The sequence below is a fragment of the Amycolatopsis marina genome (assembly GCF_900111885.1).
In the GTDB taxonomy this organism is placed as follows: Bacteria; Actinomycetota; Actinomycetes; order Mycobacteriales; family Pseudonocardiaceae; genus Amycolatopsis; species Amycolatopsis marina.
Genome location: NZ_FOKG01000001.1, coordinates 419,602 through 436,577, shown reverse-complemented (window position 1 = coordinate 436,577; position 16,976 = coordinate 419,602). Strand labels below are relative to the sequence as shown.

Here is a 16,976-nt window from a genome sequence, read left to right as displayed (position 1 = left end):
TCATGCCGCTCCCCCAAGGTAGGCCTCGATCACCTGTGGGTCGTTCTGCACCTGCGCCGGCGTGCCCTCGGCGATGACCACGCCGAAGTCCAGCGCCAGCACCCGGTCCGCGAGGTCCATCACCAGCCGCATGTCGTGCTCGACGAGGATCATCGCCAGGTCCAGCTCCGCGCGGACCTCGATCAGGTACCTGGCCATGTCCTCGGTCTCCTCGAGGTTCATGCCCGCCACCGGCTCGTCGAGCAGCAACAGCCGTGGCCGCATCGCCAGTGCGCGCCCGAGTTCGGCCCGCTTCGCCACGCCGTAGGGCAACATTCCCGCGGGGGTCCAGCGGTAGGGCTCGAGTTCGAGCAGTTCCACGATCTCCTCGACCGCGGCCCGATGGCTGATCTCCTCGCGCTTCGCCCTGCCCCACCACAACATTCCGGTGAGGAAGCCGGTGCGCATCAAATGGTGGCGGCCGAGCAGCAGATTGTCGATCAACGAGAGATGCTGGAAGAGACCGAGATTCTGAAACGTCCTGGCCACGCCGAGCGAGGCGATCGCCGCAGGAGTGCGGCCGACTATCTGCTGTCCTTCCAGCGAAACACTGCCCTGTTGCGGCCGGTAGACACCGTTGAGGCAGTTGAAGATGGACGTCTTGCCCGCGCCGTTCGGGCCGATCACCGCGAACAGTTCACCCTTCCGCACTTCGAAGCCGACACCGTCCAACGCGGTCACCCCGCCGAAGCGCATCGTCAGGTCCCGCACCTCCAGCAGCGGTTGCTCCGGATTCGTCACGCGCTCCATCGCTTCTTCCTCCGGTAGCTCTTGACGTCGGCCAGGGACCGGCGTTCGCCTACGGAGTCCCCTGCACCGGTGGCGGTGCCGAGATAGAACTCGCGAATGTCGGAGTCGGCGAGCAGTTCGCTCGCGGGGCCGTCCTTGACGACCTTCCCGGTCTCCAGCACGTAGCCCGAGTGCGCGATGGACAACGCCATGGTCGCGTTCTGCTCCACCAGCAGCACGCTCGTGCCCTGTGCGTTGATCTGCACGACGATGTCGCGCACCTGCTCGACCATCTTCGGGGCGAGGCCCAGCGACGGTTCGTCGAGCAGCAGCAGCCGTGGTGCGGCCATCAGCGCGCGGCCGATCGCGACCATCTGCTGCTCGCCGCCGGACAGGTAGCCCGCGACGGACTTTCGCCTGCCGGCCAGCGCCGGGAACAGGTCCATGACCCTGGCGTAGGACTCCCGCACCTCCGCGCGTGACCGGCGGGTGTAGGCGCCGGTGCGCAGGTTCTCGTCGACGGTGATCTCGGCGAAGATGCGCCTGCCTTCCATCACCTGTGCGATGCCCCTGCGGACGACATCGGCGGGATCGGCGCCGGTGATGTCCTCCTCGTCAAGGCGCACCGAACCCTTGGTGATCTTGCCCCGGTGCGGGGACAGCAGCCCGGTGACGGCGCGGAGCAGGGTGGTCTTTCCCGCGCCGTTGGCGCCGAGCAGTGCGACGATCGACCCGGCGTCGACCTGCAGGCTCAACCCGCGCAGCACGAGCACCACGTCTTCGTAGACGACCTCGACGTTGTTCACGGACAAGGCCGCAGGAGTCGGTACCGGCCGCTCAGTTGTCGCCGCGTGAGCAGCAGGCGCAGAGCGATTACCCATACCGATGTCCCCGTTCCTGGTCGAACAACCGGACAAAGCGGAGTGATGTGGATCACGCAGATTGTGAACGTAGCCCCGGGGTTGCGTCTGGGCAATAGCCGGGCCGAACTGTGACCGGTCCCGGCGCAACGATCGAATCAAGGCGGTTTCTTTCGTGTTTCGGCCGGAATCCGTCTTTCCCTTTCCAATGACTCCAGGAACGCGGATGGCAGGATGACGGCGTGGAACAGAATTCCGTACGCGAAACCGTCCGTGGGCTGTGGAAGAACGACATCCTGCCCAGCCTGTCCGGCCTGGTGGAGATTCCCGCCCTGTCGCCGGGCTTCGACTCCGACTGGCAGCGCTCCGGCCACCTCGATGCCGCCGTCGAGCACGTGCGCGCCTGGCTCGCCGCCCGGGAGATCCCCGGGGCGAGCATCGATGTGGTGCGGCTCGCCGACCGCAGTCCGTTGCTGCTGCTCGACGTCCCGGCCACGCCCGGCGCCGAGGATCGGGGCACCGTGCTGATGTACGGGCACCTCGACAAGCAACCCCCCGTCGGGGGCTGGTCCTCCGGGCTCGGACCGTGGACCCCGGTCCTGCGTGAGGGTCGGCTCTACGGCCGGGGCTCGGCCGATGACGGCTACGCGGGCTATGCCGCCACCGCCGCGCTGGAGGCGGTGCGCGCGGGCGGCGGCGCACATGCCCGCACCATCGTGCTGCTGGAGACCGGCGAGGAGTCCGGTAGCCCGGATCTGCCCGCCTACCTGGAGCACCTCGGCGACCGGCTCGGCCGGGTCACCTTCGTCGTCTGCCTCGATTCCGGCGGCAACGACTACGAGCGGCTGTGGCTGACCACCAGCCTGCGCGGGATGGCGCAGGTGCGCGTCACCGTGCGCGTGCTCGACTCGGCGCAACACTCGGGGCTGGCCAGCGGTGTCGTGCCGAGTTCGTTCCGGGTGCTGCGCGGGCTGCTGGAACGGATCGAGAACTCCGAGACCGGAGCGATCCTGCTGGACGAGCTGAACGTGGAGATCCCGGCGAACCGGCGGGCGGAGGCCGCCGCCACGGCGGAGGTCGCTCCCGGCGCCGTCAGGTCGGCGTTCCCGCTGCACGGTGGCACGAAGCCGGTCGCGGACGAAGAGCTGGAGCTGCTGCTGAACAACAGTTGGCGGCCCACGCTCTCGGTCATCGGCGGAGCCGGGCTCCCCGCGCCCGACGAGGCGGGCAACGTCCTGCGGGCCGAGACGACGCTGGCCCTGAGCTTCCGGCTACCGCCGACGGCCGACGCGGCGGCAGCGCTGAAGGCCGTCGAGAACGTGTTGACGACGGACGTGCCGTACTCGGCCACCGTCGAGCTCAGTGGCACCGAGCACGCCGACGGCTGGAACGCTCCCGAGTCGGCGCCGTGGCTCGCCGGTGCGCTGGAGCAGGTGAGCGCAGGCGTCTTCGGCGAACCATGGCGCAGTGTGGGACTCGGCGGGTCGATCCCGTTCATGGGGTTGCTCGGAGAGAAGTACCCGGAGGCGCAGTTCCTGGTCACCGGCGTACTTGGCCCGGACTCCAACGCCCACGTGCCCGACGAGTGGCTGCACGTGGAGCACGCCCAGCGCGTCACCGAGGCCGTGGCCCACATCCTCGACGCCCACGCCAGGGGCTGAGCGGTTCGGGGGCCGAGCCGGACCGGACGGGCTGGGCGGCTCGGGCCGCTCAGCCCGCCAGGGTCTGCGCGAACAGCGGGACGGCGTTGTCGATCGCGTACTTGGTGGCCAGGGTCGAGCCACCGGAGAACGCCGAGATGAGGGTCTGGTCGTCCAGCACCAGCAGCCGCCCCTGCTGCGCAGCGGAGATCCCGTTCAGCAACGGGTCGGCACGCAACTTCGCGGCCTCGTCGCCGATCGGGAAGACGACGGTCAGGTCGGCGCTGAGCAGGTCGAGCCGCTCCGCGGAGACCTCGACGTAGAAGTTGCCTTCGGCCAGCGCGTCGATCTCCGGCTTGTTCCGGAACCCGAACTCGCTCATGAAGGCGACCCGCGAGTCTCCCTGCACGTACGCGCCGTACTGACTGCCGAAGTAGGCGCCGAGACCGACCTGCTTGCCGTCGAACTCCGGATGCGCCGCGGCCGCCTCGTCGAACGCGGTCTCGACCTCCTTTATCCGCTGTTCGCCCTCGTCGACGAGGCCAAGTGCCGTGGAGACCATCGTCATCTGCTGCTGCCAGGTGGTGCCGTAGGGCACGACGTCCTGCGGTGGGCCGACCGTCGGGGCGATCTGGGCGAGCTTGTCGTGGATGTCCTTCTTCCCGTCCGAGCGGGTGTTCAGGATGAGATCCGGCTGTAGCGCCGCCACCTGCTCGTAGTTGATCTCCGTCGTGCCGAGCATGGTGGGTGGCTCGTCGTACCGGCCCTCCGCCCACGGGCCGACGCCGTTGCCGCCGAAGCCGAGCCAGTCGCTCGCGCCCACCGGTTGCACCCCGAGTGCGAGGGCGGTCTCCGCGTCCGACCAGCCGAGCGCCACCACCCGCTTCGGCTTCTCGGGCACCGTGACGTCGCCGAACATCGTGTTGATCGTGACCGGGTAGGCGCTCGCGTCGCCGGGGGCCGGCTCAGCGCCGTCCGCGTTACCGCTGTCGCCGGTCGATCCGCATGCGGTGAGCGCGAAGGCCGCGACCGCGATCACGCCCAGCGCCCGTCGTCTGATGCCGTGGAACACTCGAACTCCCTGAGTAGCAAACTTGGCTGGACTTCGAAGGAAGGCTAGCCTTCGCTAAGAAGTTGGGCCAGGTTTGCCGGCCAGGTCGTGACGCGCGACTCGTTCAGGCGAGGCGGGTGAGCTGCACCGCCACCTCTGGGGTGGAGCCCGCGCCACCGGTGAAAATGCCCTTGAGCGGGGCGACGTCGGCGTAGTCGCGGCCGGTCGCCACCCACACGTGCCTGGGGCCGACCGGCATCGCGTTGGTCGGGTCGTACGCCCACCAGCCGCCGGTCCAGACGTCCACCCACGCATGGCTCTCGCCCGCGACGGTCTCCCCGAGGGCGGCCGAGGGCCGCGTGTGCAGGTATCCGGACACGTATCTCGCCGGAATGCCGATCGAGCGCAACATCACCAGCGTGACGTGTGCGTAGTCCTGGCACACCCCCTCGCGGGCCCGCCACGCGTCGGTCGCGGTGCTGTGCACGCCGGTGCTTCCCGGCCGGTAGGTCAGCTGGTCGTGCACCCACTTCGCGATCGCCAGCACCGTGTCCGCGGGACCTCTGCCCTTGCGCAGCGCCTGCGCGACGGAGGCAAGTTCGCGGTCGCGCGGCGTGTACTTGGTGGGCTGCAGGTACTCGGTGTGCTCGTCGATCACCGCCTCCGACCGGAGGTCCTTCCAGGTGGCCTCGCGGATCGGCTCGGCGGCCGCCGCCGTCTCGACCACGGAGGTCGCCAGCACGGTGAACTCGGTGTGCGGGGCGTGCAGGTCGAACGAGGTGACCTCGGTGCCCCAGTAGTCGGTGTAGCGGTAGGCCCTGGTGGCGGGCGTGGTCTCGATCCTGGTCGCCAGCACGTTCTGCGTCCGGTCGGACCGCGGCGTCAGCCTGGCCTCGTTGTAGGACTGGGTGGCAGGGGACGCGTAGTGGTAGCCGGTGCTGTGCACCACCCGCAGCTGCCAGCTGTTCTCCGACACCGTCACACCGACACCTCCGTACCTCGCCAGGCTACCCACGGCGCGGAGTGGAAGTACTGCACGGAGACCGCCTCGCCGACGTCGCGGATGGTGCTTTGCAACGCGTTCAGCCTGCGCGGCAGCTCTTCCAGCAGGTCGGTGGGCCGGAGGAACTCCAGCTCGCTGCGAGCACGCCCGAGCAGGCGCAGCGCCTCGGCCTTCTCGTTCGTCCGCGAGTGCAGTTCGGGGTCGAGCTGGTCGAGGCACTCCTCGGCCTGGCGCAGCGCGTGGAACACCGAGCGGGGAAACAGCGTGTCGCGCAGCAGGAACTGCACCACTCGGCCGGCGTCCAGCGCGCCACGGTAGGTCCGCAGGTAGGTGTCCTGGGCGCCCGCGGAGCGCAGCACCGTGACCCAGCCCGGCGAGGAGGCCTTGTCCTGCACACGCGACAGCAGCAGCCGCACGACCATGTCCGCGCGTTCCACGGACCGGCCGAGCACCAGGAAGAGCCAGCCGTCGTCGCGGCTCATGGTGGAGTCGGCGAGGCCGGCGAACATCGCCGCGCGTTCCTCCACAAAGGACAGGAACGAGTGCGGTCCCACCCTGCGGGCATATCGCTGCCGCTCGGGCACGGCGTTCCACGTGGCGTTCAGGCACTCCCACAGCTCGGTGGAGACCACCTCGCGGGCGCCCCTGGTGTTCTCCCGTGCCGAGTTGATCGAACCGACGATCGAGCTGGCGTTCTCCTTCGAGTACGCCACCAGCTCGGTCAGCTTCCACACGTCCAGTTCGCCCTGGTCGTCCGGCGGAATCCCGAGGACGGCGAGCAGCTGACGGCTGGCGAAGTCGGAGTCGACGCTGGCGTCCTCCAGCAACTGGTGGACGGACACGTTGAGGATGCGCGCCGTGTCGTCGGCACGCTCGACATATCTGCCTATCCAGTACAGGGATTCGGCATTGCGTGCGAGCATCGGCGCCTCCTCATGCCTGCTGTTGTTGCTGCTGCTGTGACGTCGTCAGTTCGGGTCCCTGCTCGGCGACAAGACCGTCCACAGTAGATGCCTCCGCGAGGGAGGGGGAATCCAGCTCCCGCTCGGCCGTCGAGGAACGGGCGGCCAGTACCCAGGTGTCCTTCGAGCCCCCGCCCTGCGAGGAGTTCACCACCAGGCTGCCCTCCGGCAGTGCGACCCTGGTGAGCCCGCCGGGCAGCACGAAGATCTCCTTGCCGTCGTTGACGGCGAACGGCCGCAGGTCCACGTGCCGAGGAGCGAGCCGGTGGTCCACCTTCGACGGGACCGTGGACAGCTGCACCACCGGCTGGGCGATCCAGCCACGCCGGTTGGCCTTGATCTTGCGCCGGATCGCCGCGAGTTCCTTCGGCGAGGCGTCGGGCCCGAAGACGATCCCGTAGCCGCCGGAGCCCTCGACCGGCTTGATCACCAGCTCGTCCAGATGCGAGAGCACGTAGTCGTGCTCGTCCGAGAGCCAGCACCGGTAAGTGTCCACATTGGGCAGTATGGGCTTCTCGTCCAGGTAGTACTTGATCATCTCCGGCACGTAGGTGTAGACGAGCTTGTCGTCTCCGACGCCGTTGCCAACGGCGTTCGCGATCACGACGTTGCCCGCTCGCGCGGCGTTGAGCACGCCCGCCACACCCAGCACCGAGTCCGGCCGGTAGTGCACGGGATCGAGGAACTCGTCGTCGATCCTGCGGTAGATGACGTCCACGGCGCGCTCGCCCTCGGTGGTCCGCAGATAGACGATGTTGTCTCGGCAGAACATGTCCCTGCCCTCGACCAGTTCGACGCCCATCAGCCGGGCCAGCAGGGAGTGCTCGAAGTAGGCCGAGTTGTGCACACCGGGGGTCAGCACGACCACGACCGGATCGGCGACGTTGGGTGCGGCAGCGGCTCGCAGCGCGCGTAGCAGGTGAGCGGCGTAGTCGCCGACGGGACGTACGCGGTGTTTGGCGAACAGGTCGGGGAAGACCCGTGTCATCGTCCGCCGGTTCTCCATCACATAGGACACACCGGAGGGGTTGCGGAGGTTGTCCTCCAGCACCCGGAACGTCCCCTCCTCGTCGCGCACCAGGTCGATTCCGGCCACGTGGATCCGGACGCCGTTGGGCGGGTTGACCCCGAACGCCTCGCGTTGGAAATGCGCGCAGGAGGTGATCAGCCTGCGGGGCAGCACATTGTCCGCCAGGATCTGCGCGTCACCGTAGACGTCGGCGAGGAATGCCTCCAGCGCCCTGACCCGCTGCGCCACTCCGCGTTCCAGTCGGGTCCACTCCGCGGCCGCGACCACCCTTGGCACCAGGTCCAGCGGGAACGGCCGTTCCTGGCCGGAGAGGGAGAAGGTGATGCCCTGGTCCACCATGGCCCGGTCCAGGGCGTCCGCCCTGGCACTGAGGTCGGTCGCGGCGAGGGTGGAGATCGACTCGTAGAGCGAGCGGTAGGGCGCCCGGACGACGCCGTCCGGGCCGAACATCTCGTCGAAGGCACCGGGATACGGGCGTCCTGGGGCGAGGTAACCGTCGAACTGCGCACCGGGCCTGCTTGCGGACCTCGCCCGGGTGGGGCGGGCCCTGCGGCCGGAGGGCGGCAGCTTCGGCGCGGAGTTGGCGTTCATGGGCCTCACCCTGCCACGTGCATCCGGTGGAGCTTCGGCCCGGCGGTCACCAGGACTGCCGGCTCGGTTACTCCCGGTGCGGCAACCGCGAGCCAGCCCGAGCGACTCTCGCCTCCTGCCGCGACTGTCGCGTCTGGACGGGCGATGCCGGTGACGGCTCCGCCCACCACGACCCCGGTCGCGTCGACGACGCAGCAGGCGCATCCGCGGTGCCCGCGCGGCCGGCAGCAGCGCGCCGGCGAACGGGAGCAGCGCGAGCAGGTAGAGCGCCCGGGCTCCCCAGGTCCTGCGCACGCGTGGAGGTTAGCCAGCGGACCTGGGGTTTCCTTCCGCGGACTTGCGTCGCAACGGTGCTGTAACTTGCCGATGCTGTGTTCTCGTGCCGATGGATGGCAGGATGCGTGAACTCAACCAGTAAGAACTACTAGGAGTGACATCGTGGCGCGTCGATCCCCCCGCAGGGCATTCGCCCTGCTGTCCGCGCTGGCCCTGGCCGTCACCACGGCGGGCTGTGCCGAGCAAGTCAACACCGGCGGCGACTCCGAGGCCGGTGGCGAGATCGCGCTGATCAAGGAGGGCGCGCTCACCACGTGCACGCACCTGCCGTACCCGCCGTTCCAGTTCAGCAAGGACGGTGAGACGGTCGGCTTCGACGTCGACCTCGTCGACCTGGTGGCCGAGGACCTCGGCGTCGAGCAGCAGATCGAGGACACCTCGTTCGAAGGCATCGAGTCCGGCCAGTCCTTCGAGACCGGCCAGTGTGACCTGGCCGCGGCCGCGATCACGATCACCGACGTCCGCGACAAGGTGATGGACTTCTCCGACGGCTACTTCGACGCCAACCAGGTCCTGCTGGTGAAGAAGGACTCTGGGATCGCCGGCATGGATGACCTCAAGGGCAAGACTCTCGGTGTTCAGCTCGGCACCACCGGTGAGAAGTACGGCGAGGAGAACAAGGAGAAGTTCGGTTACACGACTCGCCAGTTCGAGGACCTCGCCCTGCTGCAGACCGCGGTGAAGACCGGCCAGGTCCAAGGCGGGATCAATGACAACTTCGTGATGTACGAGTTCGCCAAGGACAATCCGGACACGGAGGTCGCCGAGGAGTTCGAGACCGGCGAGCAGTACGGCATCGCGGTCCGCTCCGGTAACGGCGCGCTTGTGGCGAAGATCAACGAGGTACTGGCCAAGGCCAAGAGCGACGGCACCTACGACCAGATCTACGAGAAGTGGTTCGGGACGAAGCCGGAGTCCAAGTAAACGGCTAGTCGGTCACTTCTCGAGGAGTTCACGAAGTGGGAATGTCACGGCGCAAACGCGCCAAGGTTTTTCGTGGTGCGCAGTACGCCGTACTGGTGATCGTCGTCCTGCTGCTGGCTGTCTTCGCGGACTGGGCGACGATCACCCACGCGTTCTTCAATCTGGACGCGGCGGCACAGCAGTTCCCAGCGATCATCCAGACCGCGCTGGTGAACACGGTGATCTACACGGTGCTGGGATTCGCGCTCGGGCTGGCGCTCGGGCTGATCTTCGCGCTGATGAAGTTGTCCTCGGTGGGGCCGTACCGCTGGATCGCCACGGTCTACATCGAGTTCTTCCGTGGCATCCCGGCGCTGCTGGTGTTCATCGCGCTCGGCTACGGAGTGCCGCTGGCGTTCAACCTCCGGTTCGACATCTACTCGACCGCGGCCATCGCGCTCGGTCTGGTCGGGTCGGCCTACATCGCGGAGACGCTGCGGGCAGGTATCCAGGCGGTTCCGCCAGGCCAGGTGGAAGCCGCCAGGTCCTTGGGTATGTCGGCGAGCCGGGCGATGATCACGATCGTCATCCCGCAGGCGTTCCGGATCATCCTGCCGCCGCTGACCAACGAGCTGATCCTACTCACCAAGGACTCCTCGTTGATCTACCTGCTCGGCCTCGCTCGGACCGAGTACGAGCTGGCGAAGTTCGGTCGTGAGGGGCTGAACGCGACCGGCTCGCTGACCCCCATCCTGGTGGCCGGGTTGTGTTATCTGATCATCACGCTGCCGTTGGGTTACCTGTCGCGGTACCTGGAACGCCGGACCGGACGCAAGAAACAACAGGGCCTGGAGGTCGAGGCTTGAGCGCCGGCACCGTGAGCGAGTTGGGTACGGCACTGAGCGATGTGCAGCCCGCCGGCGAGTGAGGCAAGAAGTATGAGCGACTGGCACCGTGAGCGAGTTGGGTACGGCACTGAGCGATGTGCAGCCCGCCGGCGAGTGAGGCAAGAAGTATGAGCGACGTGATCGTCAACGTGACGGGCCTGCGCAAGGCCTTCGGGCAGCTGGAGGTCCTCAAGGGAATCGACCTCAAGGTCGAGCGCGGACAGGTGGTCTGCATCATCGGGCCGTCCGGTTCGGGCAAGTCGACGCTGCTGCGATGTGTGAACCTGCTGGAGGAGCCGAACGGCGGCACGGTCGTCGTCGGGGAGCACGAGCTGACCGACCCCGACGTAGACCTGGACTTCGCCAGGCGGGGCATCGGCATGGTGTTCCAGTCCTTCAACCTGTTCGCCCACCTGAGCGTGCTGGACAACCTGACCATCGCCCAGCGCAAGGTGCTGAAGCGGGACAAGGACGAGGCGAAGAAGATCGCCCTGGCCAACCTGGAACGGGTCGGGCTCTCGGAGAAGGCGCACGCGATGCCCTCCCAGCTTTCCGGCGGACAGCAGCAGCGGGCGGCCATCGCCAGGGCGCTGGCGATGGATCCGGAAGTCATGCTCTTCGACGAGCCGACCTCCGCGCTGGACCCCGAGCTGGTCGGCGACGTGCTCAGCGTGATGCGCAGGCTCGCCGACGAGGGCATGACCATGCTCGTGGTGACCCACGAGATGCAGTTCGCTCGCGAGGTCGCCGACAAGGTCCTGTTCATGGATGCCGGCGTGGTGGTCGAGCAGGGCCCGCCCAGCCAGGTGATCGCCGACCCGCAGGAGCCCCGCACACAGGAGTTTCTGTCCAGGGTGCTCAACCCGATCCACAGCGGGGAGTAGCACCGGGTGAAGCCCGTCACCGGCCGGCCGCTGTGCCCCAAGGTAATTCTCGAGGGCACGCGGCTGACCGGTAAGACGGATCTGGCGTTCGCGCTGAACGAGCACCCTCGAATGGTCGGCCGGCGCAAGTACCGCTACCACTCCCCGCTGGTCTCGGCGGAGTGGAGCGGGATCACCAACGAGGCGTGGGGGCCGAGCCTGATCAACTTCGGGCCGGAGCAGGAGGCCACGGCTCTGGAGGTCTATCGCACGTGGGTGCGGCTGTTCGAACTCCAGCGCTACTACTCCTGGATCGTCGACCGCTTCCATCTGTCCACAGCGGTCTGGCAGGCTCGTTCGGGGCGACGGCAGGACTTCGGTTGGCTGGAGGATCGGCTGAAACCGCTGGGTTTCGCGATCGTCGTCTGTGTCCGGGAGGAGTCCACGTTCCCCGATGCGCGTGCGGAGCGGTTGCTGGTCTCCGGCAATCCGTCGCAGTACGACGACCTCGACGTGTTCGTCCGCGAGCAGGCACAACTGCGTGGCGCTGCGGCGCGCAGCACACTGCCGGTGCTCGAACTCCCGATCGCGGGCCGCACCACGACCGAACTCGCCGACCAGGTGGCCGACTGGTACGAGGCGAACAACCTGCTCCGGCACCCCTGAGCACGTCCCGCCAGGAAACTCGTCGACGAATTTCCGGCCTCGGCAACCCTGGTGGCGCTACGGCCGATCGGCGCGCCACTCCAGGTCCTCCGGCGGGGCGTCGTACTCCGGGGCGGGAGGTGCAGCTAGACGTTCCCAGAAAAACTCCACGCCCCCACGCCGACGGCGCACGCCGACGGCGGTCGTCGGGCGGTATTCGACACCGGCGCTCAGCGCCTCTTCGAGATGCACCTCGGTGATCGACAACGCGGTCAGCCCTCCCGTGGCGCCAGGGGTGCGCTCCAACTCGTCCAGGTACTCCATGATCAGGTCATCGGGCAGGCTCACGCGCGGCCGTAGCGGCATCGGGTCGTTCTGGCACGCGGTGACCACGTACTCGCCGGGCGAGTCACCCGCATCGACGGTGAACCCGGCGGTCCTGAGATACGCCACGAGTACTTCCGCTGGGCCGTGTCGGTCCGTCCGATCGAGGTTCACCAGGAAACGGTAGTGCCACCACGGCATGTCGGCGGAGCGAATTCGCCCGAAGGAGCAAGACGTTCGTCGGTTATTGCATGAAAGTTTCATGCAAATGTTGACAGGATTGCTGTAGGTCGGCGACTCTCCTTGTGGCCACTCTCAGCGAGGAGATCCCGGGCTCCTCCCCGTAATCCGGTCCCCGGTCCGCCTTCGCGGACCGCCGCCGTAGGAGGTTCCCCGTGCGATCCCGCCTGTCCACCAGAAACCGAGCCCTGGCCGCGATCGTGGCCGTGCTGCCCGCCACCGCCCTGCTCACCTCGGTCACCGCCGCACCTGCCGCGGCCAAGCCGCAGGCCGACGACCGTGGCGTCATCGTCAACATGTTCCAGTGGAACTGGGACTCCGTCGCCGCGGAGTGCGCCGAGGTGCTCGGCCCGCAGGGCTTCGGCGGGGTGCAGGTGTCCCCGCCACAGGAGTCGATCAGCCTGCCCGGCGCCGATCATCCCTGGTGGGAGGTCTACCAACCGGTCAGCTACCAGCTCACCAGTCGTCTCGGCGACCGCGCGGACTTCGCCGCCATGGTGCGGTCCTGCGACGCGGCGGGTGTGGACGTCTACGTGGACGCCGTGCTCAACCACATGACCGGCCAGAACAACGGCGGCACGGGCTACGGCGGGTCCACCTTCACCGACAAGCACGTCTACCCCGGCCTGTACTCCGGCAACGACTTCCACTACCACCCGCAGCACTGCCCGAACCCCTCCGGCGAGATCGCCGACTACGACAACCTGGCCGAGGTGCAGAACTGCGAACTGCTCGGCCTCGCGGACCTGCGCACCGACTTCTACTATGTACGGGACACCCTGGTCGCCTACCTGAACGACCTGGTCGGCCTCGGTGTCGACGGGTTCCGGGTCGACGCCGCGAAACACATCCCGGCTGACGACCTGCGGGCGATCGCGGACCGGGTCGACGCCGACGTCTACCAGGAGGTCATCCCGGGCGGCGCGGTGCGGCTCGACCCCTATCGGGCCAGTGGCGACCTGCTGGAGTTCACCTTCGCCCGCAAGCTCAAGGAGCAGTTCCACGGCAACATTGCCCACCTCGAGACCATCGGCGAGTCCTGGGGGATGCAGCCCGACGAGTACGCGGTCACCTTCGTCGACAACCACGACACCGAACGCGACGGCAGCACCCTGTCCTACCGCGACGGCCCGACCTACCGCCTTGCGACCGTGTTCACGCTGGCCTGGGACTACGGGTCACCGCAGGTCTACACCGGCTTCAGGTTCTCCGGCCGGGACGAGTCCCCGCCAGCCAACGCGGACGGGACGGTGCGCCCGGTCGACTGCGGCAGTGGTGAGTGGACCTGCACGCACCGCGACCCGGCAGTGCGCGGCATGGTCGGCTGGCGTTCGGCGGTCGCCGGCGCACCGGTGCGGAACTGGTGGACCAACGGCGACAACGCCATTGCGTTCAGCAGGGGCGATGCGGGTTTCGTGGCGATCAACAACACGAGCGCGCCGCTGACCAGAGAGTTCACCACAGGGCTTCCGCAGGGCACCTACTGCGACGTACTCGCGGCGTCGGACGGCCAGTGTGTTCAGGTGAGCGGTTCAGGCCGGGCGACCATCACGGTGCAGCCCAAGGACGCGGTCGCCATCCATGTCGCGACCGAATAGTTGCCTGAAAGTTTCTGCAAGTACTTGTAAGAGATGTTCGAGTCGGTTTACTGTTCCGGCGTCCGCACGGATGTGGGACTCCGGGACAGGCCCGGGCATGGCCCTCGATGAGGAGAGCGCATGAAGCGAGCTACTAGGGCTGCGGCCGTCTTCGCCGCGGTGGGACTGGTCGGTGCCATCACCGCTGGTTGTGGCAGTGACGACGCGAACGACCAGTCAGTGGCGGCGGCGCAGGACCCGAACTCGGTCTCCGGCACCGTCACCTGGTGGGACACGTCCGACGCGACGAACGAGGCGCCGGCCTTCCGGGAGCTGGTCAAGCGGTTCGAGGCGAAGTATCCCAAGATCAAGGTGGACTACGCCAACGTGCCCTTCGACGGGGCCGACGACAAGTTCAAGACCGCGGCGCAGGCCGGGGACGGCGCGCCGGACGTGATGCGGGCCGATGTCGGCTGGACGCCGACCTTCGCCAAACTCGGTTACCTGCAGCCGCTGGACGGCACGCCCGCGCTCGCGAACGACGACGACTACCTGCCGGTCGCCTACGAGAGCAACAAACTCGACGGCAAGACCTACGGCGTCCCCGAGGTGACCGACACACTCGCGCTGCTCTACAACAAGGCGCACTTCGCCAAGGCCGGGATCACCGAGCCGCCGGGGAACTGGGACGAGCTGAGGACCACCGCGCAGAAGCTGGAGCAGGCGAACGGCACCACCGGGATCTTCCTGCACGCCGACTCCTACTACCTGCTGCCGTTCGTCTACGGCCAGGGTGGTGACTACGTCGACCTGGAAGGCAAGCGAATCACGCTGAACAGCGACAAGGTCGCGGGCGCGGTCCGCACGGCACAGGAACTCACCGCCGAGGGTGTCGGCGCGACCGACACCAGCGCCAACGGCTACACCAACATGCAGAACGGCTTCAAGAACGGCGACGTCAGCATGGTCCTCAACGGACCGTGGTCGGTGTCGGACTACCTGAGCGGCAAGGCCTTCGCCGACGCGGAGAACCTCGGTGTCGCCCCGATGCCCGCGGGACCGGCCGGGCAGGGCGGACCGGCAGGCGGGCACAACCTGGTGATCTACGCCGGTTCGCCCGACCTCGCGGCTTCGTACCTGTTCGTCGAGTTCATGAACTCCGTGGAGAGCCAGCAGTACATCGCGGAGCAGAACAACACGCTGCCAACGCGACAGTCGGTGTACGAGGTGCCGTCGATCGCGGAGAACCAGGTGATCTCCTCGTTCCAGACGCCGATGGAGAGCGCCAACCCGCGCCCGGCAGCTCCTGGTGCCGGTGACCTCTACGACCTGCTGACGCCGTTCTACCAGAAGATCCTCGGCGGCCAGGCATCCATTGAGGACGCCCTGGGCGACGCGCAGCAGAAGGCCTCGGGAGCCGTTCCCGGCTTCGAGTCATGACGACAGCCACCGCACCTCCCCACGCCGGGGCGGCACCTTCACCGGTGCCGCCCCGGCGCGGGCCGCGCCGCGCGGTGGGCAGTTTCCTCGGCAGGCACTCCTACGCATGGGCAATGGTCGCCCCTGTCGTGATCGTGCTCGCCGTGCTGGTCTTGCTTCCGCTGGTCCAGGGCATCTACCTGTCGCTGACCAACGCCAACGAGATGAACAGCGGCCGCACCATCGGCGCCAACGAGATCCCGGCGACCTACGAGTTCGTCGGGCTGCAGAACTACCTGGACATCCTCTCCGGTGCCGACGGCGCGTTCTACTCGCGTCTGGTGTGGACACTGCAGTGGACAGTCATCTGCGTGACGCTGCACTACGGCCTCGGTCTCGGTCTCGCGGTCCTGCTCAACCGCGCGATGCGGTTCCGGTCGATGTACCGGATGCTGCTGATCCTGCCGTGGGCGGTGCCGCCGTTCGTCGCCGCCTTCGGCTGGCGGCTCATCCTCAACGACCAGGGCGGCGTGCTCAACGCGCTGCTCGGACTGGTCGGGATCAACGGTATCGACTGGCTCGGCGAACCGCTTGCGGCGAAAGTCTCGGTCATCATGGTCAACGTCTGGCTCGGCGTGCCGTTCATGATGGTGGCACTGCTCGGCGGCCTGCAGACCGTGCCGAGGGAGCTCTACGAAGCCGCCGAGATGGACGGCGCGACCCCGTGGCAGCGGTTCCGTGCGGTGACGCTGCCGGGCCTGCGGCCGGTGTCGGGCACGGTGATCCTGCTCGGCACGATCTGGACGTTCAACCAGTTCCCGGTCATCGCGCTGCTCACCGCGGGCGGGCCGGGCGGTGCCACGGACATCCTGGTCACCGAGGCATACGACCGGGCGTTCCAGGGCATCCGGGACTACGCGGGGGCGGCCACCTACGGCGCCATCATCGCGTCGATGCTGGTGGTGTTCGCCTCCTTCTACCGCCGCTGGCTCGCCAAGACGACGAACGAGGTGCAGGGATGAACACGGTCATGTCTGCGAGGCGGACTCGCGGCAGCCGGAGCCGGTGGAGTTCGGCCGGCCTGCACACACTGCTGGTCGGGGCGAGTGTCATCGCCGTTTTCCCTGTGGCGTGGGTCCTTCTGACCTCGCTGAAGACCGAGCGGGACACCTGGGCGCGGCCGGACGAACTCGGCATTCTCGGGCTCGGCAACTACCAGCAGGTGCTCGCGGACACTCAGTTCACCACGTGGTTCGCCAACTCGCTGATCGTGGCGGCCGGGACGACCGTGCTCGCGGTGCTCATCGCGGCGACGGCCGGGTACGCGGCGTCGCGTATGCGCTTTCCCGGGCACCGGCCGCTGATGTGGATGTTCCTGGTGGTGCAGATGTTCCCGGCCGCCGTGCTGATCGTGCCGCTGTACAACGTGATGTCGGACCTCGGGCTGCTCAACTCCTACGCCGGACTCATCCTCGCCCAGTGCACCGTCGCGGTGCCGTACTGCGCCTGGATGCTCAAGGGCTACTTCGACACGATCCCGATCTCCATCGACGAGGCGGGCCGGATCGACGGGCTGAGTCCGTTCGGCACGTTCTGGCGATTGATCGTTCCGTTGGCCAAGCCGGGAATCGCGGTGACGGTGTTCTACTCGTTCATCACCGCATGGGGCGAGGTGGCGTTCGCCAGCGTGTTCATGCAGAGCGAGGATCGCTATCCGCTGCCGGTCGGGATGAGCACGTTCGTCAGCGACTTCACCTCGGAGTGGGGCCTGCTCACGGCGAGCTCGGTACTGGTCATGGTGCCTGCGGCGGTCGTGTTCTTCCTGGTCCAGCGGCATCTCGTCGCCGGACTCACCGCGGGCGGCGTCAAGGGCTGAG

General features: G+C 67.8%; 16 protein-coding genes. 9 read left to right on the top strand and 7 right to left on the bottom strand.

Translation table 11 applies throughout. From position 1 onward, the window contains the following. Together BM199_RS02215 and BM199_RS02210 are read right to left on the bottom strand one after the other, a co-directional pair. A complete protein-coding gene (locus BM199_RS02215; protein WP_091668609.1) occupies positions 1–789 on the bottom strand; it encodes an ABC transporter ATP-binding protein in 789 nt (262 codons plus the stop codon). After that, positions 777–1,649 carry an ABC transporter ATP-binding protein gene (locus tag BM199_RS02210; protein ID WP_091668606.1) on the bottom strand — a complete coding sequence of 291 codons (873 nt, stop codon included), beginning with the start codon at positions 1,647–1,649 and terminating at the stop codon, positions 777–779. The genes BM199_RS02215 and BM199_RS02210 overlap by 13 nt, the downstream gene beginning before the upstream one ends. Positions 1,650–1,870: 221 nt before the next feature. Between BM199_RS02210 and BM199_RS02205 the strand changes: the two genes are divergently transcribed. Next, entirely contained in the window at positions 1,871–3,289 is a 1,419-nt protein-coding gene (locus tag BM199_RS02205) for a M20/M25/M40 family metallo-hydrolase (RefSeq protein WP_091668603.1), read from the top strand. Between the two features lie 49 nt (positions 3,290–3,338). On the opposite strand, the gene BM199_RS02200 is transcribed toward BM199_RS02205, so the two are convergent. From BM199_RS02200 to BM199_RS02185, 4 genes are all read right to left on the bottom strand, one after another. After that, positions 3,339–4,340 carry an iron-siderophore ABC transporter substrate-binding protein gene (locus tag BM199_RS02200; RefSeq protein WP_245788081.1) on the bottom strand — a complete coding sequence of 334 codons (1,002 nt, stop codon included), beginning with the start codon at positions 4,338–4,340 and terminating at the stop codon, positions 3,339–3,341. Between the two features lie 103 nt (positions 4,341–4,443). Next, entirely contained in the window at positions 4,444–5,301 is an 858-nt protein-coding gene (locus BM199_RS02195) for a transglutaminase family protein (RefSeq protein WP_245788080.1), read from the bottom strand. Further along, positions 5,298–6,245: an alpha-E domain-containing protein gene (locus BM199_RS02190; RefSeq protein WP_091668599.1), complete on the bottom strand. Its 948-nt coding sequence runs from the start codon at positions 6,243–6,245 to the stop codon at positions 5,298–5,300. Before BM199_RS02190 ends, BM199_RS02195 begins: the two co-directional genes overlap by 4 nt. A 10-nt stretch (positions 6,246–6,255) precedes the next feature. After that, a complete protein-coding gene (locus BM199_RS02185; protein WP_177242436.1) occupies positions 6,256–7,905 on the bottom strand; it encodes a circularly permuted type 2 ATP-grasp protein in 1,650 nt (549 codons plus the stop codon). 438 nt (positions 7,906–8,343) lie between these two features. Here BM199_RS02185 and BM199_RS02180 point away from each other — a divergent pair, with 438 nt between their 5' ends. The 4 genes from BM199_RS02180 (at position 8,344) to BM199_RS02165 (ending at position 11,560) form a co-directional block, all read left to right on the top strand. Further along, positions 8,344–9,165 (top strand): transporter substrate-binding domain-containing protein, encoded by an 822-nt coding sequence (locus BM199_RS02180; protein ID WP_091668593.1) that lies wholly within the window; start codon positions 8,344–8,346, stop codon positions 9,163–9,165. A 35-nt stretch (positions 9,166–9,200) separates the two neighbouring features. Further along, on the top strand, positions 9,201–10,010 hold the full coding sequence (locus BM199_RS02175; RefSeq protein WP_091668591.1) for an amino acid ABC transporter permease: 810 nt from the start codon (positions 9,201–9,203) through the stop codon (positions 10,008–10,010). A gap of 149 nt (positions 10,011–10,159) precedes the next feature. Further along, positions 10,160–10,915: an amino acid ABC transporter ATP-binding protein gene (locus BM199_RS02170; RefSeq protein WP_091668588.1), complete on the top strand. Its 756-nt coding sequence runs from the start codon at positions 10,160–10,162 to the stop codon at positions 10,913–10,915. 6 nt (positions 10,916–10,921) lie between these two features. Then, the gene (locus tag BM199_RS02165) at positions 10,922–11,560 is read left to right on the top strand and encodes a hypothetical protein (RefSeq protein ID WP_091668586.1); all 639 of its coding nucleotides are present in this window, start codon (positions 10,922–10,924) and stop codon (positions 11,558–11,560) included. Between the two features lie 57 nt (positions 11,561–11,617). Here the strand turns inward: BM199_RS02165 and BM199_RS02160 are convergent, their stop codons facing one another. Next, a complete protein-coding gene (locus BM199_RS02160) occupies positions 11,618–12,037 on the bottom strand; it encodes a hypothetical protein (protein WP_143101745.1) in 420 nt (139 codons plus the stop codon). A 221-nt stretch (positions 12,038–12,258) separates the two neighbouring features. On the opposite strand from BM199_RS02160, the gene BM199_RS02155 reads away from it, so the two are divergent. The 4 genes from BM199_RS02155 to BM199_RS02140 all read left to right on the top strand — a co-directional run bounded on the left by BM199_RS02155 (position 12,259) and on the right by BM199_RS02140 (position 16,975). Beyond that, positions 12,259–13,701, top strand: a complete 1,443-nt coding sequence (locus tag BM199_RS02155) for an alpha-amylase (RefSeq protein WP_091668581.1) — start codon at positions 12,259–12,261, stop codon at positions 13,699–13,701. Positions 13,702–13,821: 120 nt separating this feature from the next. Beyond that, entirely contained in the window at positions 13,822–15,120 is a 1,299-nt protein-coding gene (locus BM199_RS02150; protein WP_091668578.1) for an extracellular solute-binding protein, read from the top strand. Further along, positions 15,117–16,121, top strand: coding sequence for a carbohydrate ABC transporter permease (locus tag BM199_RS02145; protein WP_091668575.1), 1,005 nt, complete (start codon positions 15,117–15,119; stop codon positions 16,119–16,121). The genes BM199_RS02150 and BM199_RS02145 overlap by 4 nt, the downstream gene beginning before the upstream one ends. A gap of 8 nt (positions 16,122–16,129) precedes the next feature. Further along, complete coding sequence (locus BM199_RS02140) at positions 16,130–16,975, top strand: sugar ABC transporter permease (RefSeq protein ID WP_425425482.1); 846 nt, start codon at positions 16,130–16,132, stop codon at positions 16,973–16,975. Position 16,976 lies beyond the last annotated feature (1 nt).

Coding starts and splice junctions, on each gene's coding strand:
- BM199_RS02185 (WP_177242436.1), bottom strand. CDS start 7,905: ATGAACGCCAACTCCGCGCCGAAGCTGCCGCCCTCCGGCCGCAGGGCC.
- BM199_RS02140 (WP_425425482.1), top strand. CDS start 16,130: ATGTCTGCGAGGCGGACTCGCGGCAGCCGGAGCCGGTGGAGTTCGGCC.
- BM199_RS02170 (WP_091668588.1), top strand. CDS start 10,160: ATGAGCGACGTGATCGTCAACGTGACGGGCCTGCGCAAGGCCTTCGGG.
- BM199_RS02190 (WP_091668599.1), bottom strand. CDS start 6,245: ATGCTCGCACGCAATGCCGAATCCCTGTACTGGATAGGCAGATATGTC.
- BM199_RS02145 (WP_091668575.1), top strand. CDS start 15,117: ATGACGACAGCCACCGCACCTCCCCACGCCGGGGCGGCACCTTCACCG.
- BM199_RS02210 (WP_091668606.1), bottom strand. CDS start 1,649: ATGGGTAATCGCTCTGCGCCTGCTGCTCACGCGGCGACAACTGAGCGG.
- BM199_RS02215 (WP_091668609.1), bottom strand. CDS start 789: ATGGAGCGCGTGACGAATCCGGAGCAACCGCTGCTGGAGGTGCGGGAC.
- BM199_RS02150 (WP_091668578.1), top strand. CDS start 13,822: ATGAAGCGAGCTACTAGGGCTGCGGCCGTCTTCGCCGCGGTGGGACTG.